Origin of the sequence: Mesorhizobium sp. M0938, assembly GCF_040319125.1 — a bacterium.
Classification (GTDB): domain Bacteria; phylum Pseudomonadota; class Alphaproteobacteria; order Rhizobiales; family Rhizobiaceae; genus Mesorhizobium; species Mesorhizobium robiniae.
The window spans coordinates 100,566-126,084 of the sequence record NZ_JAMYNS010000019.1 but is presented as its reverse complement, the minus strand read 5'-3'; the positions used below and the strand labels follow the sequence as shown (position 1 = coordinate 126,084).

The 25,519-nt window shown below is 60.8% G+C and carries 22 protein-coding genes, 3 pseudogenes and 1 riboswitch; of the genes and pseudogenes, 10 read left to right on the top strand and 15 right to left on the bottom strand.

The window, feature by feature from the left end; genetic code table 11:
* The 3 genes from NKH73_RS27175 to NKH73_RS27165 all read left to right on the top strand — a co-directional run.
* Positions 1 to 607: DUF3108 domain-containing protein (locus tag NKH73_RS27175; protein WP_352937517.1), on the top strand; the 607-nt coding region annotated here is incomplete at its 5' end.
* A gap of 28 nt (positions 608 to 635) precedes the next feature.
* The gene (gene yddG / locus NKH73_RS27170) at positions 636 to 1,523 is read left to right on the top strand and encodes an aromatic amino acid exporter YddG (RefSeq protein ID WP_352937516.1); all 888 of its coding nucleotides are present in this window, start codon (positions 636 to 638) and stop codon (positions 1,521 to 1,523) included.
* Positions 1,523 to 2,191: a lysoplasmalogenase family protein gene (locus tag NKH73_RS27165; RefSeq protein WP_352937524.1), complete on the top strand. Its 669-nt coding sequence runs from the start codon at positions 1,523 to 1,525 to the stop codon at positions 2,189 to 2,191. Before yddG ends, NKH73_RS27165 begins: the two co-directional genes overlap by 1 nt.
* 226 nt (positions 2,192 to 2,417) lie before the next feature.
* On the opposite strand, the gene NKH73_RS27160 is transcribed toward NKH73_RS27165, so the two are convergent.
* The 6 genes and pseudogenes from NKH73_RS27160 to NKH73_RS27130 all read right to left on the bottom strand — a co-directional run.
* Entirely contained in the window at positions 2,418 to 2,927 is a 510-nt protein-coding gene (locus tag NKH73_RS27160; RefSeq protein WP_352937515.1) for a hypothetical protein, read from the bottom strand.
* 695 nt (positions 2,928 to 3,622) lie between these two features.
* Positions 3,623 to 4,348, bottom strand: coding sequence for a hypothetical protein (locus NKH73_RS27155; RefSeq protein WP_352937514.1), 726 nt, complete (start codon positions 4,346 to 4,348; stop codon positions 3,623 to 3,625).
* A pseudogene (locus NKH73_RS32620) lies at positions 4,345 to 6,195 on the bottom strand (ORC-CDC6 family AAA ATPase). Before NKH73_RS32620 ends, NKH73_RS27155 begins: the two are co-directional and overlap by 4 nt.
* Entirely contained in the window at positions 6,188 to 6,814 is a 627-nt protein-coding gene (locus tag NKH73_RS27140; protein ID WP_352937509.1) for a hypothetical protein, read from the bottom strand. The pseudogene NKH73_RS32620 and the gene NKH73_RS27140 overlap by 8 nt, the downstream one beginning before the upstream one ends.
* A gap of 153 nt (positions 6,815 to 6,967) precedes the next feature.
* Positions 6,968 to 7,709 (bottom strand): annotated as a pseudogene (locus NKH73_RS27135) (DNA adenine methylase).
* A 604-nt stretch (positions 7,710 to 8,313) separates the two neighbouring features.
* Positions 8,314 to 8,481: pseudogene (locus NKH73_RS27130) on the bottom strand (cupin domain-containing protein); the annotation flags it as partial.
* A 110-nt stretch (positions 8,482 to 8,591) separates the two neighbouring features.
* Here NKH73_RS27130 and NKH73_RS27125 point away from each other — a divergent pair.
* A complete protein-coding gene (locus NKH73_RS27125; protein ID WP_352937507.1) occupies positions 8,592 to 9,779 on the top strand; it encodes a magnesium transporter in 1,188 nt (395 codons plus the stop codon).
* 97 nt (positions 9,780 to 9,876) lie between these two features.
* Here the strand turns inward: NKH73_RS27125 and NKH73_RS27120 are convergent, their stop codons facing one another.
* Together NKH73_RS27120 and gloB are read right to left on the bottom strand one after the other, a co-directional pair.
* Positions 9,877 to 10,305: a cupin domain-containing protein gene (locus NKH73_RS27120; RefSeq protein ID WP_352937506.1), complete on the bottom strand. Its 429-nt coding sequence runs from the start codon at positions 10,303 to 10,305 to the stop codon at positions 9,877 to 9,879.
* Between the two features lie 77 nt (positions 10,306 to 10,382).
* Positions 10,383 to 11,150 carry a hydroxyacylglutathione hydrolase gene (gene gloB / locus NKH73_RS27115; RefSeq protein ID WP_352937504.1) on the bottom strand — a complete coding sequence of 256 codons (768 nt, stop codon included), beginning with the start codon at positions 11,148 to 11,150 and terminating at the stop codon, positions 10,383 to 10,385.
* Positions 11,151 to 11,435: 285 nt separating this feature from the next.
* Between gloB and NKH73_RS27110 the strand changes: the two genes are divergently transcribed.
* Positions 11,436 to 12,212 carry a class I SAM-dependent methyltransferase gene (locus tag NKH73_RS27110; RefSeq protein WP_352937523.1) on the top strand — a complete coding sequence of 259 codons (777 nt, stop codon included), beginning with the start codon at positions 11,436 to 11,438 and terminating at the stop codon, positions 12,210 to 12,212.
* 119 nt (positions 12,213 to 12,331) lie between these two features.
* A complete protein-coding gene (locus tag NKH73_RS27105) occupies positions 12,332 to 14,158 on the top strand; it encodes an ABC transporter ATP-binding protein/permease (protein WP_352937503.1) in 1,827 nt (608 codons plus the stop codon).
* Positions 14,159 to 14,195: 37 nt separating this feature from the next.
* Here NKH73_RS27105 and NKH73_RS27100 read toward each other — a convergent pair whose 3' ends face one another.
* The 4 genes from NKH73_RS27100 to metX form a co-directional block, all read right to left on the bottom strand.
* Positions 14,196 to 15,128, bottom strand: coding sequence for a glycosyltransferase family 2 protein (locus NKH73_RS27100; protein WP_352937501.1), 933 nt, complete (start codon positions 15,126 to 15,128; stop codon positions 14,196 to 14,198).
* A 207-nt stretch (positions 15,129 to 15,335) separates the two neighbouring features.
* A complete protein-coding gene (locus NKH73_RS27095; protein WP_352937499.1) occupies positions 15,336 to 16,328 on the bottom strand; it encodes a glycosyltransferase family 2 protein in 993 nt (330 codons plus the stop codon).
* A gap of 122 nt (positions 16,329 to 16,450) precedes the next feature.
* Positions 16,451 to 17,065, bottom strand: coding sequence for a methionine biosynthesis protein MetW (gene metW, locus NKH73_RS27090; RefSeq protein ID WP_352937498.1), 615 nt, complete (start codon positions 17,063 to 17,065; stop codon positions 16,451 to 16,453).
* A gap of 34 nt (positions 17,066 to 17,099) precedes the next feature.
* Positions 17,100 to 18,269, bottom strand: a complete 1,170-nt coding sequence (gene metX / locus NKH73_RS27085) for a homoserine O-acetyltransferase MetX (protein ID WP_352937496.1) — start codon at positions 18,267 to 18,269, stop codon at positions 17,100 to 17,102.
* A 121-nt stretch (positions 18,270 to 18,390) separates the two neighbouring features.
* Positions 18,391 to 18,468: riboswitch (SAM riboswitch) on the bottom strand.
* Positions 18,469 to 18,601: 133 nt separating this feature from the next.
* Here metX and hisC point away from each other — a divergent pair.
* Both hisC and NKH73_RS27075 read left to right on the top strand, forming a co-directional pair.
* Complete coding sequence (gene hisC, locus NKH73_RS27080; RefSeq protein ID WP_352937494.1) at positions 18,602 to 19,711, top strand: histidinol-phosphate transaminase; 1,110 nt, start codon at positions 18,602 to 18,604, stop codon at positions 19,709 to 19,711.
* Between the two features lie 4 nt (positions 19,712 to 19,715).
* Positions 19,716 to 20,651: a prephenate/arogenate dehydrogenase family protein gene (locus NKH73_RS27075; protein WP_352937492.1), complete on the top strand. Its 936-nt coding sequence runs from the start codon at positions 19,716 to 19,718 to the stop codon at positions 20,649 to 20,651.
* 20 nt (positions 20,652 to 20,671) lie between these two features.
* Here NKH73_RS27075 and NKH73_RS27070 read toward each other — a convergent pair whose 3' ends face one another.
* Both NKH73_RS27070 and NKH73_RS27065 read right to left on the bottom strand, forming a co-directional pair.
* Positions 20,672 to 21,598, bottom strand: a complete 927-nt coding sequence (locus tag NKH73_RS27070; protein ID WP_352937490.1) for a sugar kinase — start codon at positions 21,596 to 21,598, stop codon at positions 20,672 to 20,674.
* 50 nt (positions 21,599 to 21,648) lie between these two features.
* Complete coding sequence (locus NKH73_RS27065; RefSeq protein ID WP_352937488.1) at positions 21,649 to 22,647, bottom strand: DUF2125 domain-containing protein; 999 nt, start codon at positions 22,645 to 22,647, stop codon at positions 21,649 to 21,651.
* A 117-nt stretch (positions 22,648 to 22,764) separates the two neighbouring features.
* On the opposite strand from NKH73_RS27065, the gene NKH73_RS27060 reads away from it, so the two are divergent.
* On the top strand, positions 22,765 to 23,313 hold the full coding sequence (locus tag NKH73_RS27060) for a gamma-glutamylcyclotransferase (RefSeq protein WP_352937486.1): 549 nt from the start codon (positions 22,765 to 22,767) through the stop codon (positions 23,311 to 23,313).
* Between the two features lie 64 nt (positions 23,314 to 23,377).
* Here the strand turns inward: NKH73_RS27060 and NKH73_RS27055 are convergent, their stop codons facing one another.
* Positions 23,378 to 24,358, bottom strand: a complete 981-nt coding sequence (locus NKH73_RS27055; protein WP_352937484.1) for a quinone oxidoreductase family protein — start codon at positions 24,356 to 24,358, stop codon at positions 23,378 to 23,380.
* Between the two features lie 165 nt (positions 24,359 to 24,523).
* Between NKH73_RS27055 and NKH73_RS27050 the strand changes: the two genes are divergently transcribed.
* Entirely contained in the window at positions 24,524 to 25,492 is a 969-nt protein-coding gene (locus NKH73_RS27050) for a GlxA family transcriptional regulator (protein WP_352937482.1), read from the top strand.
* The last annotated feature ends 27 nt before the right edge of the window (positions 25,493 to 25,519 follow it).

Genomic DNA, 25,519 nt, shown 5'->3' with positions numbered 1-25,519 from the left:
CTCCAGCGCTGGCCTCGCCACAATGTTCGACGACACGCGCGGCACGATCTCGTCAAAGGGCAAGATTTCGGGCAAGCAATTGCAGCCGCAGGCGTTCCGCGCTGACTACAAGTCGGGCAAGAAAGCATCGATGATCGATATCCAGTTTGCCAATGGCGCTGTTACCGCGACCAAGGTCGTGCCGGAACCGAAAAAGCGCAATCCGAAGAACTGGATAGCGCTTGCCGCCAGCGATCTGTCATCGGTGCTCGATCCGATGGCCGCAACCGTCATCCATGCCGACAGTCTCGACAAGGTCTGCGGGCGTACGGTGAAACTCTATGACGGCGAGATGCGCGCCAATCTGACGCTGACATACGATTCGAAGGGCTCGACATCGGTGCGCGGCTACAAGGGCGATACCGTCACTTGCAGGATGGGTTTTGAGCCGGTGGCTGGTTACCGCAAGAACCGCAAAGCCCTGAATTATCTGAAGAATCGCAGCCGTATCACGGTGACGTTTGCGCCGGTTGGCCAAACCGGCCTATATGCGCCGATCCACGCAACGGTCACAACGCAAATCGGCACTCTCACCGTCAGCGCGGAGCGGTTCGAAGCAACAGAATAGGCGCGATCGCGCGCCGCCGGAGACGGACATGGGGCGCGCAACACTGATCGGCTTCTCGGCGGTCGCCATGTGGGCGCTGCTGGCGCTGCTTACGGATGCGTCGGGCGCGGTGCCGCCGTTCCTGCTTTCGGCGATCACCTTCACGATCGGCACCGGCGTCGGGCTGGTCGCGCGGCTGTTCATGCCGGCCGCCGACAGGGGCGAGAAGATACCGCGCCGGGTGTGGGTGATCGGCATCGCCGGCCTGTTCGGCTACCACTTCTTCTACTTCACCGCGCTGCGCAATGCGCCGGCGGTGGAGGCAAGCCTCATCGCCTATCTGTGGCCGCTGCTGATCGTGCTCGGATCGGCGCTGATGCCGGGCGAGCGGCTGGCCTGGAACCATGTCGTCGGCGCACTGCTTGGCCTTGCCGGCACTTTCCTGATCGTCACCAAGGGCGGCGGGCTTGCCTTCGACGCGCGCTATGTTTTCGGCTATGCGATGGCCGGCGTCTGCGCCGCGCTGTGGTCGTCCTATTCGCTGTTGTCGCGGCGCTTTCCGTCGGTGCCGACCAGCATCGTCACCTGGTTCTGTGCGGCTACGGCAGCGCTTTCGCTTGTCTGCCATCTCATGCTGGAAGAGACGGTGCTGCCTGTCGGCGCCGGCCAGTGGCTGGCCGTGCTCGGCCTCGGGCTGATGCCGGTGGGCGCGGCTTTCTACGCCTGGGATATCGGCGTCAAGCGCGGCAACATCCAGGTGCTGGGCGCGGCGAGCTATGCCGCGCCGCTGCTGTCGACGCTGGTGCTGATATCAGCCGGTTTCGCCGAGCCGTCCCTGCGCATCCTCGCGGCTTGCGTGCTCATCACCGGCGGGGCAGCCCTTGCGGCGAAATCGCTGTTCTTGCGCAAGCAGGCGACGGGCGAGGCCGGGGCGTGATGCCGTTTCCCGGCGGCATCGAAGCCAACGCCAATGCGACGCTGCTGTTTTCGCTGGTCGCGGCGGTGATCTACGCCTTCACCATCGACATGCCACCGACGCTTGCGCGTTCCGCGGTCAAGACGCTGGCAGTAGCGATGCTTGCCGTGCTGGCATCGCTGCAGGGCGGTCCATGGCTGCTCGTCGCGGCGCTGGCGCTCAGCGCCATCGGTGACGCATTCCTGTCGCGCCACGGTGAGAAAGCCTTTCTCGGCGGGCTGACCAGTTTTCTCCTAGCGCATGGGCTTTACGTCGCGCTGTTCCTGCGTTCCGGCGGCGAGTTCGGGCTGCTCTCGGCCGAACCGTGGCGCGCGGCGATTGCCGTGGCGATGGCCGTGTTCGCGTTCGCCATGCTTTCTGCGCTGTGGCGCCGTGTCGGTCCCGCCCTGCGCCTTCCGGTCAGCGTCTATATCGCGGCAATCCTTGCCATGGGGATTTCCGCGCTCACCCTGAACAGCCCTTGGATCATCGGCGGCGCGGTTCTGTTCATGGCGTCGGATGGGCTGCTGGCCGCGGAAAAATTCCTGGCGCCCGCCATCTCGCCACACCGCGCCTGGATGCGCCATGCGGTCTGGGTGCTGTACTATGTGGCCCAGTTGGGAATCACCCTGGGTTTTCTGCTGGGTTAGGGATCAGCCTAGGTCAAAATTCAGTACGCTGGCTGCTGGCAATGGCCGGGATGGGTGGGAAGGGGGCACTCGGCTTTCGAGCAGCGGGCGCGCGATTGCGGACGTTCCCGTGAACAAACCGGTTGACGGCTTTGCGCCTCGTGTCGGACGTCAACTACCGCGCTTCCGCCATCCAGAAGCGGACACTTAGGAAGCAGGAGAAAAGCCTCCGCGCTTGACGAGCTAGCTAGCAATAGTCGTCGATGGATTCCCCAAGTTGCTCACCAACAAGTTCGCAAAAGTGCTTGAAAGCACCTTGCAACGACAAGAACGTTGACTCGCTTCGGTGATAGAACGATCCAGCATGAATCGATATGTGCGCGACCGCCCAATCCTTGATGGCTTCCTCGCCAAAGTGCGTTAGCACCACCAGACCGTCGATGGTGAGTTGTCGTTCCACTACCAAGCTGGTGCCATAGGTGTTTCGAGCGAAAACGGTGCCGAACGCCAGCCGAGAAGAATACTCCTCCAAGGCATCGTCCGAGACCGACTGGGGACAAGCAGGGAACTCTGTAGGCACCCTCCACCGGAGTTGTACAACCGACGGCGTCAGCGATCGATATTCGGGTTCTGGGTTGATCGACATTATTGCCCCTCTTTCAAACGGCGGAATCGCCATGGACCCAACCTTGCCGACACTGAAATGGCGGTAAAGGGCGGTCCAGAGAAAACCCAGGCGCCGTGTCACTAAACGCATATATGAAGCGCCATACGATCGAGCGCGAGGTGTCGCAGATCTGCCTCCTCGGCATCAACTCGGCATGCAGGTGGGCTGAGATGCGCCTGCACCGAGCGTCGCCAACGACCGCCAGGCGCGCGCCTGGTGGGCCGGCCTGCTCAAGGCCGCCTCCAGCCCCGGTGCCGTCGCCGGCCTGCTGCAGGCGCTGCGCGATGCCGATGTCCGCCCGCTTCTGTCAAAAGTCTCGGCCAAGACGCTTGTGCTGCACCGCACGGGTGACCGGACGGTGCGGGTCGAGGCCTGGCGGTACCTGGCGGCGCGGATTGCGGGCGCGCGGTTTGTCGAGGTGGAGGGGAGGATCACTGGTTCTGGGTGGGAAAGCAAAGGGTGTTGCTGGAGGGGATTGGGGGGATGGTGCGGGGTGGGTGAGGGTGGCGAGAAAACGCTATTTGAATTGGCACAAGAGAGAATATATGCCAAGCGACATGCCGGAACGCCATGGATTTTCCGGGTGCGATTTTATAGCTGCGTGTGAAAGATCGCGATCTCACCATTTGCTCGACGGTCATAAATTTCGCCGATGACGCCCGATGAAGTGCGCCAGACGCAGATTCTGGGCAACATTTGCACCGCTAAGATCATAGCGAGTGCTGCGAAAATCTTAGGGCCTAATGGAATGATTACTGGGCGAAAGCTCGGTAGGAGTCCGTGAATCAGCGACTCCAGCTTTTCGTAAGTCGCCGCGGGATCGAGTACGTTATAGGGTAGGACAGCGAGGCGGCCCGCCTCGGAAGCACTGCATTGGCTTCGCGAACGGCTGTCTCAAAGCGAGGGTCAACGCCGACCGGCATGAACAGGCGTACTTCTGGAATCTCGAGATAGTCCATGCAGCCCAAGGCCCGGCCCGGCTCGAAACCAAGACCAATGACGGCGCAAGGCGGCTTTGATAAATCATCCGACCAGCCCGAGAGGTCGCCAACGACCGGCTGTGAGATATGGCTCGGCAACTCGCTATCAGGAGGAGCTTCAAACGCCGACAATGCATACGCGCAACTGATATCGGCACGATTGGGTAAGACTTCTGAGATCGCGAGAAAGATCTTTGCCATCACGCTGCGTGAGCATGATGAAATGTCAATGAGAACTCGTATCTGCACGTCTGGATCAGCGCGCGCGGACGTTGCCTTAAGCGCAATCATCAAATTGCTGGAGAGATCGTCATCGATCTGAAGAAAAGCAGCCGTAGGGAGCGCCTCGTAAAACTCCCTGTTGCGGTTATAGCTAAGCAGTCCCGGACATCGGTAGTCGAGGACTAGGTGCTGATCCGCATCGATCGAAAAATGCTGCGCAATATACGACGCGCGCGTCTCGTATCCACATGTGAGAATGGCCAAATGAAAGTGTTTGCCCGCAATATCACCGTGAAGAACCGTTCTCATTCTTCAAGCCCAAATGGGAGCCGGGCCTGGAAGGGGGTCGAGGGGTCTTTGCGGCGTGCAGACCAGTGAAGATGTAGAATTGTGCTTAGATTGATCGATCGCCCAGACATCAGTGGCAATTTATACTCCGGTGCGAGTGTGTAAGCTAGACGCAGGCGGGCACCGCGCAATTCCCGGACGGTATCCCCGGCATTTGTTGGCATATGGACGAGCGCGCCGGCGTTTAGCGTTCGACCTACAAGCTCGACAATCGCATCGGGAACATCCTCATCAACAATTAATGTGCTAGAGGGCTCAGGGCTAAATTTAGGGGCGAGCTGCGTTTGACTAAAAAAGTCGCCAATAACCTTTATCAACTGCAAAATAGAACGGATGTCACCATGCCCCATGGTGGGGATCGCTGACAAGCTTGAGAGAAAGCGGTGAATGGTTGAATCAGCCGAGGCCGCTTCCAGATCGCCCCCAACCGTTCCCCGCTTGTCGACGTATGCTTGTACAAGCGGGCGCATCAGATTGATGAAGATTCGTGGGTTGCCCTCGGTCAAAGAGAACAGTGAGTAGGCGCCGGTATAGAGGCTCAAAGCCTTACGACTGCGGAGTTTTCCGCCACTGCGAAGGAACTCAGAACGCGTGAGAATATAGGGTAGCGCCTTACGATACGGAGCCTGAATAGAATCCGCCAACTCATGGACTTTGCTAAAGTCTATCCGCATGGTGTGCAGCCACGACTTGAATGACGGATCAATTCCAACAAGGCGCTTTGCACGTAAGAAGAACTGACCATGCGGCGGCGCATATGGTGAGGCCTTGGTGCGCCTGTGGCCACGGCCGCCGTCAAACCACCCATCGCCCAGAACATCCTCGGGAATATCGAAGGCGGGGCCGCCTGCCTCAGCTACCATGCCTCGCAGCATTGCTTCGCAGAAGTGGTAAGCAGCTTCTCGCTTTCCATAGTATAGTTCAAGCGCTGCATAGTCATCGCCGCTTGACGGAGAGTTGGGCCCGCGTAGCGTCGACAGCTCACTTTAATATGGAAACAGCGAGAACTTGAAGATGATATTGTGCGCAGTGCTGCGCAACAACTGGAACAGCTCGCGTCGGACCATGTCCGGCGCAATTTCGAGTTCATCACATAGGATTGCCCAGCGTCTAGAGGGCTGATTAAGCACATGGTTGGCTATATCAATTGCTGAGATCAACGAAGCGACGGGATCGAGGTCGACGAATTGCGGAAGCGCCGTGGACGGATCTCGTCTGAGTTCACTGGTCAGCGAGAGAAGCTGGGAAAGTTGAGCACGTAGATCGATCCGCAGTCCGAGAAGGCTATCTGTCGTTGGGTCCATAAGCCAAGTGCGCGCCAAGCTGCGTGCCAGTGTCCGCTCGGTGTCACCTCCAAGTGGGTGCGTGAACCGCGAGAGTTCTTGATGCGCTATAAGCACCGGGTCGCGGCATTCGTCGAGCGCGTTGAGGAAGGCCAGCGACAAGTGTAGTCGGAACGATGTACGTCGAATTTGTGTGCGCTTCTCCTCATCCGCGATATCTTTGGTGCGGCTCTCTAGCTGAGACCCCCACAGCACGTCAGTTCCGAGGAAAATAGCATGGTAGCTTATGTTGCGACGAACCTCGGGCGCCTTATCATGGCGCCACGCAGCGAGCGCCCGCAGTTGGAGAATCTTTAGCAAGGTGGTCTTGCCGCTCCCGCGTGGGCCCAACAGCACGCTATGTCCGACTTCAACCAAACGATCATATTGCGGCGGCGGAATAAAGGTGCGAGCTACCTCCTCGGAGGTCAGAAAACGCGCGTTGAACGCCTCGAAGGCGCGCGCCGAGGTGATTTCGTTAGCCATCTTCCGGCACTCGGATTAAGCTCAGGCCGCCGTCAGGCTCATAAAGCGCTTTCATACCGTGATCAGACCCCAGATGGTCTAAGAACGATGCTAAATCGTCTGGGATAAGGTACTTGAGCAGCTTGCTAGCTGAGCAAATATTCTCCCACGACACGGTTGTTCCCGCGCTTGTCGCCTTGAGCTGAGTTGCCAACCTCGTTGCTTCCTCGGCAATATCGACGCGCGCGCCAAAAGCTGCTGATGGTCCGAGCCCGTGACCAGCCTTGGGTCTGTTCCAGCCGTTGCCGTAGGTCCATTGCCAAGTGGAGATGGAGCCACGAAGGCTGCTCACAGAACCTATAGTGTCAGGAATTTCGAGCTCAATGATATAGAACTCGTTCCGTGCCTTGTCCCCGTACTCAGGATAGAGCTTTGCTGAAAAGCTCCCTGCGGAAAAGATTGTCGGCGCGACGTTACCCCCAGGTGCATATGTTATTCTTGGGAGGTGCTTATGCCCATGAATGATCAGCCACGGTCCAACCTTGCTATCTATCAAGGTGTTGATCAGCCGATCACCGTTCATCATCTCAGAATATTCTTCTACTTTGATCTGATTGTTCTTCAGCGCGCATGGTCGCATCCTTCGCGATCTCCTTATGCAGACCAGCGAAAGGATTGATCGTAGGATTCGATTGATCCTCGGCCAGATTGATCCATGAAGGGTGTGGCGCGATGCCTCCCGAGAACGCGTGCATATCGGTGAGGACCGCCATGCGAAGTAAATTGTGGGTTGTCATGCGTTCGGCGTGAAGTTCATTGCAATGAATTCTCGGTGCTTGCGGCGCGTCGCTCGGAAGCCGCCGACATTGCGGGTGACGTCAAGATGGCCGACATTCCAGTCGCCAAAGCGCGCCTCGAGCGGCGCGCCGGCGTAACTCAGCAGGAAGCGGGCACCTACCCGATCTATTTGGCGGAGAACCGCAATGAATCTATTCCAGTCGCCAGTCGCGAAGCTATCCTCATGATACTCGCGAAAAACGCGGGTCTCATCAGAGGCATACGGAGGATCCATATAAACGAAGCTGTCCTTGTCGATATTGTCTAGGACCACGCTTTCGAAATCTCCGCAAATCAGCTTGGCGGCGGCCAGGGCAGTCGAAGCGGCAATCAGTTCTGCTTTGGAGAGTGGCTTTCCGACTTTGTCGCCGCCCCATGGCACATTGAATTCACCGCGAGTGTTTACCCGGTATATCCCGTTAAAGCAGTGGCGATTAAGGTAGAGGAACTGCGCGGCGCGTTCGAGAGAGGCCGAGTTCTGGTTGTATTCTACGCGTACGCGATAATACTGCTCGGGGTTTCCTGGCAATGCCGCGTAGGCGGCGTGGAGCCGCTCTGGATCATCACGCAGGTGCTCCGTAGAACTCAACGAGGCGCGGATTGATGTCTCCTAGGATCATAGCATCCGGTGCCAGCGCGAATGCAAGGCAGGCAGAACCCGCAAAGGGTTCAATGTACGTCGAGAGGCGCGCTGGCACATAGCCTTTCAGCACAGAAAGGCTCTTTCGTTTGCTTCCTGCCCACCGCAGCGGCGAACGCACTGCTGTGCTTTTGTCCAACTGCCTGCGCCTCCCCCTGCTAGGCGGGCAAAATGGCGTCAAATTGAACCAGCCACCATAGCGCCACCAGAATCACAACAAGAATATACATTATGAAGGTCTTTGCGCAGGGAAACTTTATTTCACAATGAAAGCCTAGAAGCGCAAATGTTCGAACCGGTCGCTCCGAAGATGAAAGCCTTTGGCTTGAGCTACTTCAGCGCGTCGAGCAAAGCCGCCAACTTCGCTCACTTCCGCGCTCTTTCTCTGCTCATGTCGTGAAAAGTTGGAAGCCGCTGGAACTAATAGGGCGTTGCATGGCCTCCCACTCAGCTTCGGCCTTCACGAACGAGGATGAATCGAGATGACCGATTCCTATGCTAAGATGCCGAAAGCCGACATTCTGTTCTCGGCCCCATTGATGCCCATAATCGGTCTGTAATCGAACGACGGCTTCGGGCAGCGACCGTTGTAGGCTGAACGGCTGAATAGAGGTCGAATTTCCTTGTTCGCAGCGATTGGATTTTAGGGCGTGCCCAGCTCCCCCCCGGTTCGCCAGATCGAAGGCGGCGAAATCGAAGCCCGGCGCCACTGTGCAGCCGACCAGCGTCCACTCGCCGAGGCTGCGCGCCGACTGCCACCAGCCGGCCGGCACGACGATCTGTGGGCGCTCGCCCGCGGCAAGAGCCGTGCCCAGCACCTGATCAATAACTTTGCGAACCACAAGGCGGACTGCTGGGGCCGGAAGAAGCTGGGTATTTCCACACTGGTACGATCCGATACTTTACATACTATGTGGCCTTCAATTGGGGGCTATGGCAAATGAAAGAAGAGACCGGCGTTCAGAAGTTGGTGCGCACGCTGCGTGCCCGAGCACCTGATGACGCAGCTGAATTGCTCGCCAGAGAGTCTCCCGAGTTCATCCGCGACACACTAAAGCTGTTGCCGGACGGGCACGCCCGTAAGGTGGCCGAGCATTTGCCACTGCATATGCGGCCCATCGGGTCTCATGGCGGTGGCGAGGATGTCGCGATGCCCGAGTCGCTCATCGAGCTGATGGACCCGATTTCCGCCAGCGTTCCTGTCGGGACGACAGTTGCTGCCGCGGTTGAAGCTGTCAGACGCGCCCAGGTGCCAACCGAGCTCACTTATCTCTATGTCACGGACGAGAGCAATAAACTGGTTGGCCTGGTGGTCCTGCGCGATCTGATGCTGAGCGAACCGGACGCAATTGTCGATCAGATCATGCTGCCCAGGCCGTTCGCTCTTAATGTCGGTCTCTCTTTGAGCAGCGCATGCGAGGCAGCGGTACGGCGTCACTACCCTGTCTACCCTGTGGTGGACGCGGAGAACCGGCTGCTCGGCCAGGTTCGCGGTTGGCGCTTGTTCGAGCAGCAAATCATCGAGGTTTCCGCCCAGTCTGGCCAGATGGTAGGTGTCCAGAAGGAGGAGCGCCCTTCTACGCCGCTGTTTTCAGCCTTCCTGAAGCGTCATCCATGGCTGCAGTTGAACCTCCTGACGGCCTTCATGGCCGCATTCGTCGTCAGTTCGTTCACAGGGACGATCGAGAAGATCGTTGCCCTGGCGGCGTTCCTCCCGGTCTTGGCCGGGCAGAGCGGAAACACCGGCTGCCAAGCACTGGCGATGACCCTGCGTGGCCTTGCCCTGGGGGATGTGGACAAACGACCGAAGCTGCACTTGGTGATGAGAGAGGGCGCGCTCGGGATCGCCAACGGCTTGCTCGTCGGCCTTCTTGCGGCTGCGGCGATGTGGTTCTACGCCTCGAGGCAACCGGAGTCGGCGGCCCAAGCGCCCATGCTGGCACTTGTGATCCTGCTTGCCATGTCCGGATCGTGCCTCATGTCCGGAATCTCCGGCGTGCTGATCCCGTTGGGCCTGCGCCGGGTCGGCGCTGACCCGGCGGTCGCTTCGGCGATCTTCCTCACCACCTTGACCGATATTGTAGGCATGGGCCTGATGCTGGGGCTGGCCACCATACTCGTGCTGTAGCGAGGCGCGTCCAGTGACGCGTCCCTGGAAATTGGGAGCAATAAGCTTACCTCGTCGCGTTCAGCAGTCGAATTCCGTCGTTCGAAGCGATTGGGTTTCAACCCTGGGGCGGCTGCCAGCCGGGTTCGGCCAGTTCGAAAGCGGCGAAATCGAAGCCTGGCGCCACGGTGCAGCCGACCAGCGTCCACTCGCCGAGGCTGCGCGCCGACTGCCACCAGCCGGCCGGGACGACGATCTGCGGGCGCTCGCCGGCGGCCAGAGCCGTGCCCAGCACCTGTTCGATCACCGGCCCGTCTTCCTGGTGCATTGACAGCGCCAGCGGGGCGCCGGCATAGAAATGCCAGACCTCGGCCGCGTCCCTGACCCGATGCCAGGCCGACAGTTGCTCTTCCTCCAAAAGGAAATAGATCGCGGTCGAATGGCCGCGTCCGCCTTCCGCGTCATCGCGAAACGTCTCGGCATACCAGCCGCCTTCCGGATGCGGCTTCAGGCCGAGCGTGGCGATGATTTCGGCGGCGCTGGTCATGCGTTCAGGCTAGCACGGCTTTTTGTTCGAGCATCGGGTTTTTCCCAAAAACCGGTCTCCACTTTCGGGATCGTGCTCTAGAAATTGTCCTTGCGCTTGCGGATCTCGGCGAACACTTCGGCGTCGGTGGCTTTCTCCATGCCGAGATGCTTGCGGATTGCCGGGTCGTGCCAGCGCAGGAACGGATTGGTCGACAATTCCTCGCCGATCGTGGTCGGCAGCGTCGGCTTGTCGTCGGCGCGCAGCGCCTCGATCTTCGCGGCGCGTTCCTTCAGCGCCGAATTGGTCGGGTCGACCGTCAGCGCGAAGCGGGCGTTGGCGAGCGTGTATTCATGGCCGCAATAGACGACCGTTTCGGCCGGAAGGGCGGCCAGCTTCTTCAGCGAATCATACATCACCGGCGGCTTGCATTCGAACAGCCGGCCGCAGCCGAGCGCAAACAGCGTGTCGGCGGTGAACGCCACTTTCGACCCCGTCAGATGATAGGAGACATGGCCCGCCGTGTGGCCGGGCGTGGCGATCACATCAATCCTCTCCTCGCCAAGGTGGATGACCGAGCCTTGCTCGACGGTTTCGTCGATGCCGGGGATCTTGGCCTTTTCCGCCTCCGGTCCGACGATGCGCAGCTTGAAACGCTCCTTCAGCGCCAGATTGGCTTCGACATGGTCGACATGGTGATGGGTGGTCAGGATCATCGTCGGCGTCCAGCCGGTACGCTCGATCGCAGCCAGGATCGGCGCCTCCTCCGGCGCGTCGATAATCGCCGTCTGGCCGCTCTTGGGGTCATGCATCAGCACACCGAAATTGTCGCTTCGGCACATGAACTGTTCGATCTCAACCGGCATGGCGTCTCTCCACTGCTCTTTGTTTCTGCGCAATTCCCTAGGGAAAGTGCTACGCGCTTTCCCCGGGAAACCGTTTCACACTTTTCCTGGAATTGCTCCAGAGCGCCGTGCGTCCAGTTGGACGCACAAAGGACGCTCTAACACGTTTTATCGGCTGCATCGTGCTTCCCCGAAATCGAAACAGATTTAGGACGATGCAGTTGTCGCCGCAGACATAGGGCGCTTGCTCGTGGATGTCATCCGCCTTTGTTGAACTTGAACGGCATCGAAGATACCGTCCCGCGCATGCATTCCGATATCGTCGACCTTCGCTCCTTCTATTCGACCACGCTCGGGCGATTGGCCGAACGGTCGATCACCATGGCGCTGTCCTCGATATGGGCCGTCGTGCCCAACGAGCGGCTGGTTGGGCTTGGCTACACCTTGCCATGGCTGGAGCGGTTCGGCACCGATGCGGAGCGTGTCTTTGCCTTCATGCCGGCGACGCAAGGCGCGGTGGTCTGGCCGACCACGGGGCCGACCGCGACCGCGCTGGTCTTCGATGAGGAATTGCCGCTGGTCGATGCCTCGATCGACCGCATGCTGCTCGTCCATTCGCTCGAACATGCGGAGAATCCACGTGAGACGCTGAACGAAATCTGGCGGGTGCTGTCGCCCGCCGGCCGCGTCGTCATCGTCGTGCCCAACCGGCGCGGCGTCTGGGCCCGTTTCGAGCATACGCCGTTCGGCAGCGGCCGGCCATTCTCACGCGGCCAGCTCACCGAATTGCTGCGCGAAGCAAATTTCACGCCCGCCGCCTGGTCAGATGCCCTGTTTTTCCCGCCATCGCGGCGACGCTTCATGATGCAGCTCCACAACGTGCTGGAGCGCGCCGGCCGCAGGCTCTGGCCGATCTTTTCCGGCGTCATCGTGGTTGAGGCACAGAAGCGTCTCTATCAGGGCGTGCCGGTCGCGCAGCGTGCCTCTCGCCGCGTCTTCGTACCTGTTTTCTCGCCGCATGGCGCCACCAGGCTCGGCCGGATATCGCGGACCGAGACCACAACATTGCCGGCCCGCCGATGACATTTTCGTGATCGGAATCGCGCTTTTTCTCACCTATCTGTCGAGGACGGGTTCGCCACCCGATTGAATCGACCTGTTCACCGGTTTCAGCACCGCTTCCGAATTCAAGGACCTCACCAATGGCTGATCACCTGGATGTCGAGGCCAGCGCCAAGACGGTCGCCACGTCGATCGAGGCCAGCAGCCTGCGCGACCAACTGGCGACAATCAGGCTGGCGCTGACGACCTCGCCGATCCGCAAACAACTGCTCTGGGCCTGCGTCGGCATAGTCGCCGTCATTGTGGCAACCTCTATCGGGCAGGTTCTGCTCAATCGCTGGAACGAGCCGTTCTACGACGCGCTGGCGCGGCGCGACATGCAGGGTTTCCTGCACCAGCTTATGATCTTTGCCGGCATCGCCGGCGGGCTTGTGGTGCTCAATGTCGGCCAGACCTGGCTCGACCAGACGATCCGGCTGAAGCTGCGTGAGGCGTTGACGCTCGATCTGATCGGCGAATGGATGCGACCGGCCCGCGCCTTCCGGCTTGCCAACGCCGGAGCCATCGGCGTCAACCCCGACCAGCGCCTGCAGCAGGATGCCGGGCATCTCTCCGACCTTTCCACCGGCCTCGGCATAGGGTTGTTGCAGTCGTCCATTCTGCTTGTTTCCTTCGTCGGCGTCTTATGGTCGCTGTCTTCGGGCTTCATTTTCCATTTTGGCGGCTATTCGCTGGCCATTCCGGGCTACATGGTGTGGGCCGCGATCCTCTATGCCGGCACCGCCTCCTGGCTGAGCTGGCTGGTCGGACGGCCGCTCATCCGCTTCAACAGCGACCGCTATACGCGTGAAGCGGAGCTGCGCTCCTCGGTGGTCCGCGTCAATGAGAATGTCGACGCCATCGCGCTTGCGCATGGCGAGGCCGACGCGAGACGACGGCTAGAACTCGACCTCGGCACCGTGCTGGGCGCGATGCGGCGCATCTATGGCGCCCAGATCAATCTTTCCTGGGTGACCGACACCTATGGTTGGATCACTGTCGTCGCGCCGATCCTTGTCGCCTCGCCGGTCTATTTCGCCGGCGATATCAGCTTCGGCGGACTGATGATGGCTGTCGGCGCCTTCAATCAGGTGCATTCCTCGTTGCGCTGGTTCATCAACAACATCAGCGGTATCGCCGATTGGCGCGCCACGCTGATGCGCGTCGCCGATTTCCGCATCGCGCTTGTCGAAACCGATGCACTGCACGACACCGAAGAACGCATCAAGATCGGCGAAAATCCGAATGGCAGGCTGACTTTCGAGAAACTGGAAATTGCCTCGCGGGACGGATGTACGAAGCTCGCCGAGCCCCATGTCGAAATCCGCGCCGGCGAGCGCGTCATGATCACCGGAGATCCGCGCGCCGGCAAGACGCTGTTCTTTCGCGCCATTGCCGGTCTGTGGCCGTGGGGAAGCGGGCGGATCGGCATGCCGGCCGGAGAGGTGCCCGCCTTCGTTCCCCGCAAGCCCTATTTCCCGCTCGGCACACTGCGCGAGGTGCTTGACCACGCCAATGCCGCGGTCAGCGATGCCGAGATATCGGCTGTGCTTGCCGAGGTCGGCCTCGAGCGTCTGTCGTCCTCGCTCGATCGCTCCGCGCGCTGGGAGCGTGAACTGAGCGAAGACGAACAGCGCCTGCTTGCCTTTGCCCGGCTGGTCTTGCGGCAGCCGAAATGGGTCATTATCGACGAGGCTTTGGACACGTTCGACGGTGCGACGCTGAGGCGGGTGCTGTCGATGCTGGAGACACGTCTTGCCGATGTCGCGATTCTCAATATCGGTCGTGGCCAGCATGACATGGAGTTCTTTCCGCGCTCCTTGGCTATCGTGAAGGACGTCGAACGGCCCGCCCTCAAGCCAGTCCGTGTCAGGGCCGGCGCAATCGAACCGCCTCCGGCCGTCGCCGCAGCCCATGGAGGGAAGTAGTCAGGTTTTTGTTTCGCCGTAATGGGCTCTGTTTGGCTCAGGCCGGCCGCGCGCCATACTTGGCGCGAAATTCGTCGTAGAGATCACGACGCCAGCGCCGGCCGCCGACATAGCCGCGCAACAGCTGTGGCAGCGAATAGCCGAGCGCTTTCGACGACCGATTGGCCAGATAGCCGGCAAATGCCTGGGAAATCCTGCCCTTTATCGTATCGGCGATAATCTGCCGTGCAATCATGTAAGGTGGAATATCGGGATAGCGGTCGATGATGTAGGGGTGTTTGCAGATCAGGTTTGCGTAGGCTTCGACATAGCCGTCGCGTTGTCGTGAAATCGAATTCTCCGAATTGTACTTTTTCCAGTCGACCTCTTCTGACAGTTGCGCGCCAGTGCGCCCGGCGAAGCGCAACAGCAATTCGCGATCCTGCATCCGTGCGATGTCGCTGTCATAGCCGCCGATCGCCAGCAATGCCTCGCGCCGGGCGGTAATCGCCGATCCGGCTATGAAGATCGTCTGCGCGACCAACGCCCTTTCCAGCGTGTTCCGGGTCAGGAACGCGCCGCGGTTGATGCAGTTGGTGCTGCGGTCCCCCTTTAGGGAAACAAACGAACTGATGAGGACGTCAAGCGTCGGATTCTCGTCGAACCACGCCAGCGTCCGCTCCAGCCGGTTCGGCAAGTAAACGTCGTCGGAATCCAGGAATGTCACCACAGGCGCCCGCGCCCGTTCGATCCCGGCATTGCGAGCGGCGTTGGCACCTCGCCATTTCGCACCGACATAGATGAGGCGGGGGTCGCGGATGGCAGTCAGCGCCGCTTCCGTACCGTCGGTCGAGCCGTCGTCGACAACAATGTGCTCGAAGCGGGTAAGGTTCTGCGCAAGCACGCTCTCCACGGCGCGCAAGACTTTGCTGCGCCGGTTGTGGGTGGGCGTGACCACCGTGATGAGGGGAGCGGCGTCCGTCTCGGGCATATCGCCTCAGTTATGCCCCGCGTTCCGCAGCCATCGAATGGATTAGCTGATCGCCGTTCATGCCCGTCCCAGGATTGCGTTCGATTCGACGCTACAAAAAAGAAGCGATCATGTCATCACAAACTATCGAGGCGGAGCTTGTACGCCGGGAGTTCACTGCCGGCGGACGGATTCAAGGAACGAGCGAAACCACGAACGCAGCGGCACCTAACTGTGTCCGACATAGTCAGGCACGACTTCGATTTCGTCGCCAACGAGACCCGCAGCGAAACTGAGTTGGCCCCAAAACGCCAAGCTGTAGAATGCCAGACCGACAATCAGGGAGAATGGAATTTGCCAAAGCGGCATGCCTGTCTGGCGGGCATGGCCGGTTATACGTCGCATTGTGCGCCAGGACATGGTGAACCATCGGCTGAAGGATTTCACAATCCGCTGCGTACGGCTGGGCGACTTCAGCTCCACAAACTTCCGGTCGGCATCGCGGCCCGTTACCAACGCGCGCCAGTAAAAGAACCGCCAACCACGTGGCGAGTAATGATAGACGCGTGCGTTGACGTTCAGAATTTTGTGACCTTCACGTCGAAGTTCATGTGTCAGCAAAGTGCAGGAAACCTTGAATCCATTGTTTTTCGCAAAGAGGTGATTGACAATCCAGTCGCGCCGAAAAGCGCTGTTATTGGCGTTTATAGCTCGCTTGGAAGCAAATCTTGCGTCGCCCTGAGGCATTGGGAAAAACCAAATCAGGGCGAACGTCCTTGAAAAGAAATCATCGTATGAAAGATATGTATATCCGTTCACGCAAATAATTTCAGGATCTTGAAACGGGTCAAGCAGAGTTGGAAGCCAACCCGATTCTGCCACGGTATCCGAGTCGATGAAGATGACGATGTCTCCATCGGCTGACAGGATGCCGTTGTTCTTGACGTCGTAATATCGGCCGCCTGGACAAGCGGTGAAAATCAGGTCGGCAACCTGTTCCAACTGCGGCGCCTCATTTGAGATACTGCTACGTAGCGAGGCAGCGTCCGAGTCTCGCCCGCTGTGAGAAATGACAACTTGCGGCCTTGCAAAACCAGCTGAGGAAACCGCAGCGATTTCGCGAGCCAAGGCAGTCAACCCAACGCCGATCTCGTCCCAGTCGATCGACTTGGCGTTCTCCATTTCCACAACGAGGGAATAAGTTGGCTGTTCTTCAACCATCTTTACACCGCAAAATTTATCAGAGGTCACTTTGTTCGACGCGGCTCGCGACGATACCGGTTCGGGTTAGTTATACATAGCAACGCCTGCTGATCAAGAAACACTGCAATCCTTGGAGCGAGCTACCGTTTCAGCAGGAACACCGCTTGCTGGCCGAAGAAATTCCAGAACCACCACGGCATCGACAGGCCGATTTTCTGGCCATTGGCGTCGAGCGCTGTTGCCTTTTCCACCGTTGCGCCGAGTTCGTCGCAGAGATTGACGAAGTCGCGGATGGTGCAGAAGTGGATGTTGGGCGTGTCGTACCAGGAATAGGGCAGGTCCTTGGTCACTGGCATCCGCCCGTCGAGGAACAGCGAAACGCGCACCCGCCAATGGCCGAAATTGGGGAAGGAGACGATGGCGTGCTTGCCGATCCTGAGCAACTCGTCGAGCACCAGCTTCGGGTTGCGGGTCGCCTGCAAGGTCTGCGACAGGACGACGAAGTCAAAGCCCTTGTCGGGATAGAATTTGAGGTCCTTATCGGCATCGCCCTGGATGACGGATAGGCCGCGCGCCACGCATTCGTTGACGCCGCGCTGCGACAGTTCCATCCCGCGGCCGTCGACCTGCTTGGTCGCCTGCAGCAATTCGAGCAGCAGGCCATCGCCGGAGCCGACATCCAGCACCCGCGACTGCGCCGGGATGAGATCGGCGACGACTTCGAGGTCGACGCGCTGGGCGTGGTTGACACTCATGATGCCGGTCCAAAAAGTCTGCAATCCTCGGACGTCATGCGCTGAGCCCCCTGGCGCGAGCCGCCGAGGCGATGAAGCCGTTGATGGCGGCAAACAGTTCCGGCTCGTCGAGCAGGAAGGCATCGTGGCCGCGATCGGTCTCGATCTCGACGAAGGACACCGAGGCGCCGGCCGCGTTCAGCGCGTGGACGACCGAGCGGCTCTCCTCGGTCGGGAACAGCCAGTCGCTGGTGAAGGAGACCAGGCAGAAACGGGTCTTGGTGCCGGCAAAGGCGTCGGCCAGCCGTCCGCCATGGTCGGCGGCGAGGTCGAAATAGTCCATCGCCCGGGTCATGTAGAGGTAGGAATTGGCGTCGAAGCGGTCGACGAAGGTCATGCCCTGATGGCGCAGATAGCTCTCGATCTGGAAGTCGGCGTCGAAACCGAAGGTGAGCGCTTCACGATCCTGCAAATTGCGGCCGAATTTCCGGTGCAGGGCCGCCTCCGACAGATAGGTGATGTGAGCGGCCATGCGCGCCACGGCCAGTCCCTTTTCAGGACGCTTGCCCTGTTCGAAATATTTGCCGCCATGCCAGTCCGGATCGGCCATCACCGCTTGCCGGCCGACCTCATGGAAGGCGATGTTCTGTGAGGAATGGCGGGCGCCGGTGGCGATCGGCAGTGCCGAGAAAACGCGCTCCGGATAGCTCGACGCCCATTGCAGCACCTGCATGCCGCCCATCGAGCCGCCGAGCACCGAGAACAGTTTTTCGATGCCGAAATGGTCGACCAGCATCAACTGCGCCCGCACCATGTCGCGGATGGTGATGATCGGCAGGTCGAGCCCGTAGGGCTTGCCGGTGGCGGGATTGGTCGAGGCAGGGCCGGTGGAGCCGAGGCAGCCGCCGATGACGTTGGAGCAGATGACGAAGAAGCGGCTGGTGTCGATGATCTTGCCGGGGCCGATCAGCACTTCCCACCAGCCCGGCTTGCCGGTCACCGGATTGGTGCTGGCGACATGCTGGTCGCCGGTCAGCGCATGGCAGACGAGAATGGCGTTGGAGCGGGCGTCGTTGAGCGTGCCGTAGGTCTTGTAGGCGATCTGGAACGGTGACAGCAGCGTGCCGGCGTCGAGCTTGAGCGGCTTGTCGACACCAAAACGCAACACCGGGCTCGACGGCTCGTCGGCCTCGTTGTTGGTTCTTTTAGTGCGCACCGCGACCATCGCATCCTCTTACATCAACCAATCGCGCTTTTCCGAAAATCGGAACCGATTTTCGGGTCGATGCGATTGTCCGGCCGGCTACGGACAAACAAAAAACCGGCATTGCATTCGCAAAGCCGGTTACAGGATGCAAACGGCCCTTTAGCAAGTTGTTTAACGTGGCTGCAAGCCGACCGGCCAAATCACCACGGAATTTCGCCCCTCTTCTAGGGCCGGCGCGCTTCGGCGTCAACGGCCAGCCCCATGATTGCCGCCTCTCGACATTCCGGGCCACGGCTTGTATTTCCGCTGCGGCTTTCCAGGCGGAAGCGTTCTCGACGGATTTTTACGATATGAACCAGGCATCGGATCAGGCACGTCCAACGCCCCGCGCGGGGATCATGGACATCGAAGCCTATGTGCCGGGCAAAAGCACGGCGCCGGCCGGCGCCGCCAAGGTCCATAAATTGTCCTCGAACGAGAACCCGCTCGGCCCCTCGCCCAAGGCGATAGAGGCCGCTCGCGACGTTGCGGCCAAACTCGACATATATCCCGACGGCACCGCCAGGCGCCTGCGGGAAGCGATCGCCGAGGTGCATGGCCTCAACCCGGCCAACATAGTCTGTTCCAACGGCTCCGACGAGATTCTGGGCCTGCTGGCGCAGACCTATCTCGCGCCCGGCGATGAAGCCGTCATCACCGAACATGCCTTCATGGTCTACAAGATCTACATCCAGTCGGCAGGTGCTGTCCCGGTGTCGGTCAAGGAAACCAATGAGCGCGCCGACGTCGATGCGATCCTCGCTGCGGTGACGCCGCGCACCAGGATCATCTTCCTCGCCAATCCCAACAACCCGACCGGCACCTATTTGCCGTTCCAGGAGGTGCGCCGCCTGCATGCAGGCCTGCCTCGAAACGTGCTTATGGTGCTGGATGGCGCTTACGCCGAATATGTCCGCCGCAACGATTATGAAGCGGGCGTCGAACTGGTGGGCAGCACGGAAAACGTGGTCATGACCCGCACCTTCTCCAAGCTCGGCCTCGGCGGCGCGCGGATCGGCTGGATGTACGCGCCGATGCATATCATCGACGCGATCAACCGCGTGCGCGGTCCCTTCAACGTCAACGCGACGGCGATCGAGGCCGGCATTGCCGCGATCCGCGACCGCGCCCATGTCGAGCGCAGCGTGGCGCATAACGAGACCTGGCTGGCATGGGTGAGTGAGGAATTGACCAAGCTCGGGCTGCGGGTGACGCCGAGCGTCGGCAATTTCGTCCTCATCCACTTTCCCGAGGACAAAAAGCATTCAGCGGCAGCTGCGGATGACTACCTCTCCGCGCGCGGCTATATATTGCGGCGCGTTTCCGGCTACGGTTTCCCGAATGCACTGCGCATGAGCATCGGCACCGAAGAGGCCAATCGCGGCGTTGTCGCCGCCCTCGCGACATTTCTGAAAAGCTAAGACAATGACATCACCGATGTTCGAAAAGATCGCGCTGGTCGGCATCGGCCTGATCGGCTCGTCGCTGGCCCGCGTCATCCGCCGCGAAGGCCTTGCCCGCCACGTCGCCATCTCGACACGCAGCGAAACGACGCTGGCGCGGGCAAGGGAACTCGGCCTGGGCTCCTCCTACACGATGGACGCGAAAGAGGCGGTTCGCGATGCCGACCTGGTCATCGTTTCGGTGCCGGTCGGCTCTTCGGGCGAGGTCGCCGAGGAAATCGCACCGGCGTTGAAGCAGGGCGCCATCCTCACCGACGTCGGCTCGACCAAGGCGTCGGTGATTGCCCAGATTGAGCCGCATGTGCCCGATGGCGTGCACTTCATTCCCGGCCATCCATTGGCCGGCACCGAAAAATCGGGTCCGGATGCCGGCTTTGCCGAGCTGTTCGAAAACCGCTGGTGCATCTTCACGCCGTTGCCCGACACCGATCCCGCTGCATTGGAAAAGCTGTCGGAATTCTGGCGCCGCTGCGGCTCCAACATCGACACGATGGATCCCCAGCATCACGACATGACACTGGCCATCGTCTCGCATCTGCCGCACATCATCGCCTACAACATCGTCGGCACTGCCGACGATCTGGAGTCGGTGACAAAATCCGAGGTCATCAAATATTCGGCCTCCGGCTTTCGCGATTTCACCCGCCTTGCCGCTTCCGACCCGACCATGTGGCGGGATGTCTGCCTGCACAACAAGGATGCCATCCTCGAAATGCTGGCGCGGTTCTCGGAAGATCTGGCCTCGCTGCAGCGGGCGATCCGCTGGGGCGACGGCGAAAAGCTGTTCGACCTCTTCACCCGCACCCGCGCCGTCCGCCGCTCGATCATCGAGGCCGGCCAGGACATCGACGTACCGGATTTTGGCCGGCAAGCGGTCGAGCATCCCGCAAAGCAGTAGTCTGTCTCGACCGCCGGCCGTCAGTCCGCCGGCCAGTGAGCCGCCATCATCGCCAGTGTCTCGGCCCTGTCCGGCGCGCCCAGCCTGCCGCCGAAGCGCTGGCATTTGAGCGCGGCGGCGGCGCTGGCAAACCGCAATGTCCGTTCGATCGGCATGGCCTCCGCCAGCCCGACGGCAAAGGCGCCGTGAAACACGTCGCCGGCGGCAAGCGTATCCACTGCCTTGATCCTTGGCGCTGCGACATGGCGCACGGAACCCGCCGAACGGTCGAACCACCAGGTTCCCGCAGCGCCGCCCGTCACCGCAACAAATGCATCGGTGCGCCGGGCCAGCGTTTCACAGGCTTTTTGCGGACCTTGCTCCTCGCCGCAGAGGATGAACGCTGCCGGCTCCGACGCGACAATGTGCGAGGCCAACGGAAACAGGCGTTCCAGCACGTCCCGTGGCGCGGTGTCGGCGTCCAGTATGGCCGGACGGCCGATTGCGCGCGCAGCCGCCAGGGCCAGGGCTGCTGCACCCGGCCAGCGCACATCGACCAGGACGGCGTCGAATGCAGCGAGATCTCGGGTGGGGAGGGCCTCGGGGTCGGCCTGGGCGAGCTTGTCATAGAAAGGAATGATGATGCGCTCGCCATGCGTGTCGACCAAGATGGCCGACAGTGCCGACCGCGCGCCGCTGACGCGCCGGACAAAGCCGCAATCGACGCCCTCGGCCTCGATCCCGGCGACCAGCTGGTCGCCGACCAGGTCGTCCCCCGCACTCGCCCACAGCGATACGTCCGCGCCGAGGCGGCGTGCGGCGCAGGCCGCGCTCGAAGCCATGCCCGAGGCGATCTGGACGCCGTCGGACGCGATGAACTTGCCCTGATGTTGCGGAAGCGCGTCGACGCGAAGGATCGTATCGAGCGTCAGCGCGCCAACACTCAGGAGCTTCACCGGGCTGTTCATCTATCTTCCTGTTTGACCATGATTGCGAACTGTAGGTTCGCAATCATGGTCTAATCGACCGGCTTGATCCTGCCCAGCGGGATAAAACCGAGCGAGGCCTTGCCCTTGACGATCTTGAGGGGCATCGACGGTTCGTTGCCAAGCAGCGCCAGTCCGGCAAAGCCTGTTTTGATCTGGCTCTTCTGCTCGGGAATGGCCTTGCCGAGGATTGCCGCCACGGCCTTCGGGTCGCTAAGCCTAATCATCAGGTCGGCGTCGATCAGCCCATCGGCATCGACGGAAACCGGTCCGGAAACGGTGATGCGCGCGGTCCCCGACGACAGATCGAGCTTGCCGATATCAACCGCCTGGCCCCGCAGGCTCTTTGGCTGGTTCTGGATCAGCGCCACGCCGTTCTTCAGCGTCAGGTCGCCGCTACCGTCGAGCGGCGGCAGCACGCGGCCATCGATCGCCCCTGGATCGATTTCGAGATCGGTAAAGCTCCCGGTATAGTCGATGTCCTGACCGTTCGGACGCAATTGTCCGGCCGCCGTCCCGGCGCTGAACAGTTCGACCGGGTCGGTGCCATCAGCCGGATCGGTCTGGCCGGACAGGCCCTCGGCCTCCAGCGAAACGCGCCGGGGCAGGGGCCAGGACAGTTTCAGGTTCGCTCGCAGAGTGTCCCAGTCGATCCACAGCGGCGCCATCCCCGGGACGGAGGTCCTGAGCGGCCCCCGCAGGTCGGCGCCAGGCGACAGGATCTGGGTGATGTGCGTAACCGCGTTGACGCTGCCGAGCGAGGCGGCGACGTTCCGTGTGTCGTCCTGATATGCCAGGCTGTTGCAGGAAACGGCAAAGCTCGAGGGATAGCCGCTGACCGTGAGATTGGCGCAGTCAGCCTCGATGCCATTGCCGTTGAGCTCGGCCACGGCTTTGGCGGCTTCGCTCTTGACCTTGTCTGCCAGGTAGAACCAGCCGGCGCTGTAGATGCCGAACAGCACGACGATCAAAGCGCCAAGCCAGAAGAGGCGGCGGCGAAAATTCGGCGGGCGCTCGTCACTCGACGTCATGCTGCGGCTTTCGTTAGCGCGTGTTGCAGAGGCTGTCGTTTCCGGCAACATCAGGTAGATGGAGACGGATTTTAAAAACACCGATTCCAGTGCAGTGCCGCAACCAGGCTTGGCGATATGGGCGATTTTTGGGTTTTTGGCTACGGGTCGCTAATCTGGCGGCCGGGATTTGCGCATGTCGAGACACGGCGCGCCCGCCTCCACGGCTATCGCCGGTCGCTGTGCGTCTACTCATTCGTGCATCGCGGCACGCGCGAACGGCCCGGCCTAGTGCTCGGCCTCGACCGTGGCGGCTCCTGCGTCGGGCTGGCTTTCCGCGTCCCCGGCGAGCTGCGCACCGAAGTCATCACTTATCTGCGCGAGCGCGAGCTGGTCACCAGTGTCTATCTCGAGCGCATGCTTAGCATTCGCCTCGACAATGACGGCATGAACGTGGGCGATACGAACGGGGGCGAGATTGTCCCGGCGGTCGCCTATGTCGTCGACCGCACCCACGAGCAATATGCCGGCGCGCTCGATGCGGCGGACGCGGCGACCGTCGTTCACGGCGCCGTCGGCCAGTCGGGAAGGAACGAGGACTACGTACTCAGCACGCTGGAGCACCTCGAGGCGCTGGGTATCCGCGATTACTGGCTGGAAGAGGTGGGGAAACGGATCGGGTCGTGATCTTTTTCGTTGTTTGATGATCTCGTCCGAAAACCGGTACCTTCGGTTCGGATCGTGGTCCGGGCTACATTCTGAAAATCTGCTTTCCGAGATCGGCGCGGTCCAGGCTGTTTGTCACGGCGAGCTCGAATCCCGCCAGCGGATGGATGCCGCCGACTGGGACATGGAAATCGGGTTGGCCGAAGATGTCGACAATCTCGCGCAAAACTGCTCGGTCGGCTTCGACAGGCGGCGAAAAGAAATAGCGGTAGATATTTGCCCTGATCTCGACGCCGCTCAGCAGCACGTCGAAATTGTGCAGTTCGAAACGCTCGGCGCTCATGCCGCCATTGATGACCATCTGTCCGCCCATAGCGAGGGCGCGGATCAATTCGCCACTGACGGGTCCGCCGACATTATCGATAATCCCGTTCAGCCCGGCGCCGCCGGTTATTTCCATGACCGCATCCCTGATACCGACCTTCAAATCCGAGAGGTCGAGGACGGCGGTGGCACCAAGCCGCTTCAGATCCAGCCTGTCATGAGAGCGTCGCACGAGCGCGATCACGTTGATGCCGCGCCGTTGGGCGAACTGCATCACCATCGTCGAAACCGACGAGTAGCCGGCCGTAACGGCCAGCCACTGTCCAGCCTGAACACGGGAATCCGCAAGCAGGTCCCAGGCGGTGATGGGGTTCACCATCTGCCCGGCGCGTTCGAGCGGATAGTCGGCGGGTAGCGGGATAAGCCATTCGGCCGGAATGGCCGCATATTCGGCCCAGCTATTGTAGTAGCTGAATGCGACAAGCGTGCCCGGTTTCAAAGCGACGTTCGCGCCCACGGCCTCGATAATGCCGGCGCCATGGTTTCCGGCGACCTGCCGGGGGAAATGCGGCTTCTTCGGTTCGGGGTAGAGGTTCTGGATGAACAGGAAGTCGCCAGGGTTGACCGAGGCGGAGACCATCCTGACCAGCACCTCGCCGTCGCCAATTCGCGGCATGGGCACATCGCCGAGATAGAGCACCTCCCGCGGCGAGCCGATTGCGTCGAATACAACTGCTTTCATGTCGGTCTCCAGTAATGGGCGATCTTGGGCAAGCAGCCTGGCCGTCACCAGATTGCAGCACCGGTGTTTGCATCGGTCGCGGAACCTAAGGTCGCTGGCAAAAATCGGAATTGGCAGATTTGACAATCTATGTGCTAAACTTGCCAACTGTTCAAAGGAGGCACCTTGGACTATCGTCCCGTCCACGCCGTGATCTGGCTGCCGTCGACCTTCTATTCGGCCGTCGCCGCGACACTTGTCGAAATGTTCGAGCTGGTGAACACCATTCGCGGCGCGCCGGCGATTTCCTTCGAATTCGTGGCACGGCAGGCCGACGCCACGACGACGCCTGGAATCTCCTTTCACACCAGACGCGAACCTTCGCGGCGCATGGACTTGCTGATCCTACTGGCCATGCCCGGTATGCAAATCCCGGAGCTTGTTGCGGCGTTGGAGGAAGAGAGCCGCCATGCCGCGCCGCTTATCGCAAGCGCGCAGCGCGACGGCGCCATCATCGCCGCGCATTGCGGGGCCGGTTACTTCCTGGCAGACGCCGGTCTTCTCGACCGAAAGCGCGCGACGATCTCCTGGTGGCTGAAGACCGATGCCCAGCGCCGCTTTCCGAAGGTGCGTTGGGACGCTTCACGTGTGCTGATCGGGGACGGACGGATCTACACTTGCGGCGGCGGTTTTTCGGGCCTGGAGCTCGGCAAGGCGCTGCTGCGGGATCTTGGCTTCGCCAGGGAGGAGCGCCTGGTTCGCAAATTGCTGGTGCTGCCGCCGTCGCGGCAGATCCAGACCCCGTACGAGTTCCCGCTCACCGATCTGCTGCCCTCGCAAGAGCCGTTCCGCGATAGGCTCGAAACCTTGTCCAGAAAACAGCTCGGAGCGCTCGACCTTGCCTTTCTTGGATCGCAGCTCCGTCTGTCGCCGCGAACGCTGGCGCGCCGGTTTTCCGATGAATTGCACACCACTCCCGGCCGATGGATCCAGGACCGGCGCCTTGAGGCCGCGAAAACACTTCTTGAAAGCACCAAACTCGGTATTTCGGAAATATGCTACCAGGTCGGATACCGGGATACGGCCTCATTCAGCCGGCTTTTCAGTCGCGCGGTCGGGCTGCCGCCTGGCGAATACCGGCGCCAAAGCCAATAGGTCACCGGCCGGAACATCGGCGCGGCG

Excerpts from the sequence above, each read along its gene's own strand:
- yddG (WP_352937516.1), top strand. The coding sequence starts at position 636 with ATGGGGCGCGCAACACTGATCGGCTTCTCGGCGGTCGCCATGTGGGCG.
- NKH73_RS27165 (WP_352937524.1), top strand. The coding sequence starts at position 1,523 with ATGCCGTTTCCCGGCGGCATCGAAGCCAACGCCAATGCGACGCTGCTG.
- NKH73_RS27160 (WP_352937515.1), bottom strand. The coding sequence starts at position 2,927 with ATGCGTTTAGTGACACGGCGCCTGGGTTTTCTCTGGACCGCCCTTTAC.
- NKH73_RS27155 (WP_352937514.1), bottom strand. The coding sequence starts at position 4,348 with ATGAGAACGGTTCTTCACGGTGATATTGCGGGCAAACACTTTCATTTG.
- NKH73_RS27140 (WP_352937509.1), bottom strand. The coding sequence starts at position 6,814 with ATGCGACCATGCGCGCTGAAGAACAATCAGATCAAAGTAGAAGAATAT.
- NKH73_RS27125 (WP_352937507.1), top strand. The coding sequence starts at position 8,592 with ATGAAAGAAGAGACCGGCGTTCAGAAGTTGGTGCGCACGCTGCGTGCC.
- NKH73_RS27120 (WP_352937506.1), bottom strand. The coding sequence starts at position 10,305 with ATGACCAGCGCCGCCGAAATCATCGCCACGCTCGGCCTGAAGCCGCAT.
- gloB (WP_352937504.1), bottom strand. The coding sequence starts at position 11,150 with ATGCCGGTTGAGATCGAACAGTTCATGTGCCGAAGCGACAATTTCGGT.
- NKH73_RS27110 (WP_352937523.1), top strand. The coding sequence starts at position 11,436 with ATGCATTCCGATATCGTCGACCTTCGCTCCTTCTATTCGACCACGCTC.
- NKH73_RS27105 (WP_352937503.1), top strand. The coding sequence starts at position 12,332 with ATGGCTGATCACCTGGATGTCGAGGCCAGCGCCAAGACGGTCGCCACG.
- NKH73_RS27100 (WP_352937501.1), bottom strand. The coding sequence starts at position 15,128 with ATGCCCGAGACGGACGCCGCTCCCCTCATCACGGTGGTCACGCCCACC.
- NKH73_RS27095 (WP_352937499.1), bottom strand. The coding sequence starts at position 16,328 with ATGGTTGAAGAACAGCCAACTTATTCCCTCGTTGTGGAAATGGAGAAC.
- metW (WP_352937498.1), bottom strand. The coding sequence starts at position 17,065 with ATGAGTGTCAACCACGCCCAGCGCGTCGACCTCGAAGTCGTCGCCGAT.
- metX (WP_352937496.1), bottom strand. The coding sequence starts at position 18,269 with ATGGTCGCGGTGCGCACTAAAAGAACCAACAACGAGGCCGACGAGCCG.
- hisC (WP_352937494.1), top strand. The coding sequence starts at position 18,602 with ATGAACCAGGCATCGGATCAGGCACGTCCAACGCCCCGCGCGGGGATC.
- NKH73_RS27075 (WP_352937492.1), top strand. The coding sequence starts at position 19,716 with ATGACATCACCGATGTTCGAAAAGATCGCGCTGGTCGGCATCGGCCTG.
- NKH73_RS27070 (WP_352937490.1), bottom strand. The coding sequence starts at position 21,598 with ATGAACAGCCCGGTGAAGCTCCTGAGTGTTGGCGCGCTGACGCTCGAT.
- NKH73_RS27065 (WP_352937488.1), bottom strand. The coding sequence starts at position 22,647 with ATGACGTCGAGTGACGAGCGCCCGCCGAATTTTCGCCGCCGCCTCTTC.
- NKH73_RS27060 (WP_352937486.1), top strand. The coding sequence starts at position 22,765 with ATGGGCGATTTTTGGGTTTTTGGCTACGGGTCGCTAATCTGGCGGCCG.
- NKH73_RS27055 (WP_352937484.1), bottom strand. The coding sequence starts at position 24,358 with ATGAAAGCAGTTGTATTCGACGCAATCGGCTCGCCGCGGGAGGTGCTC.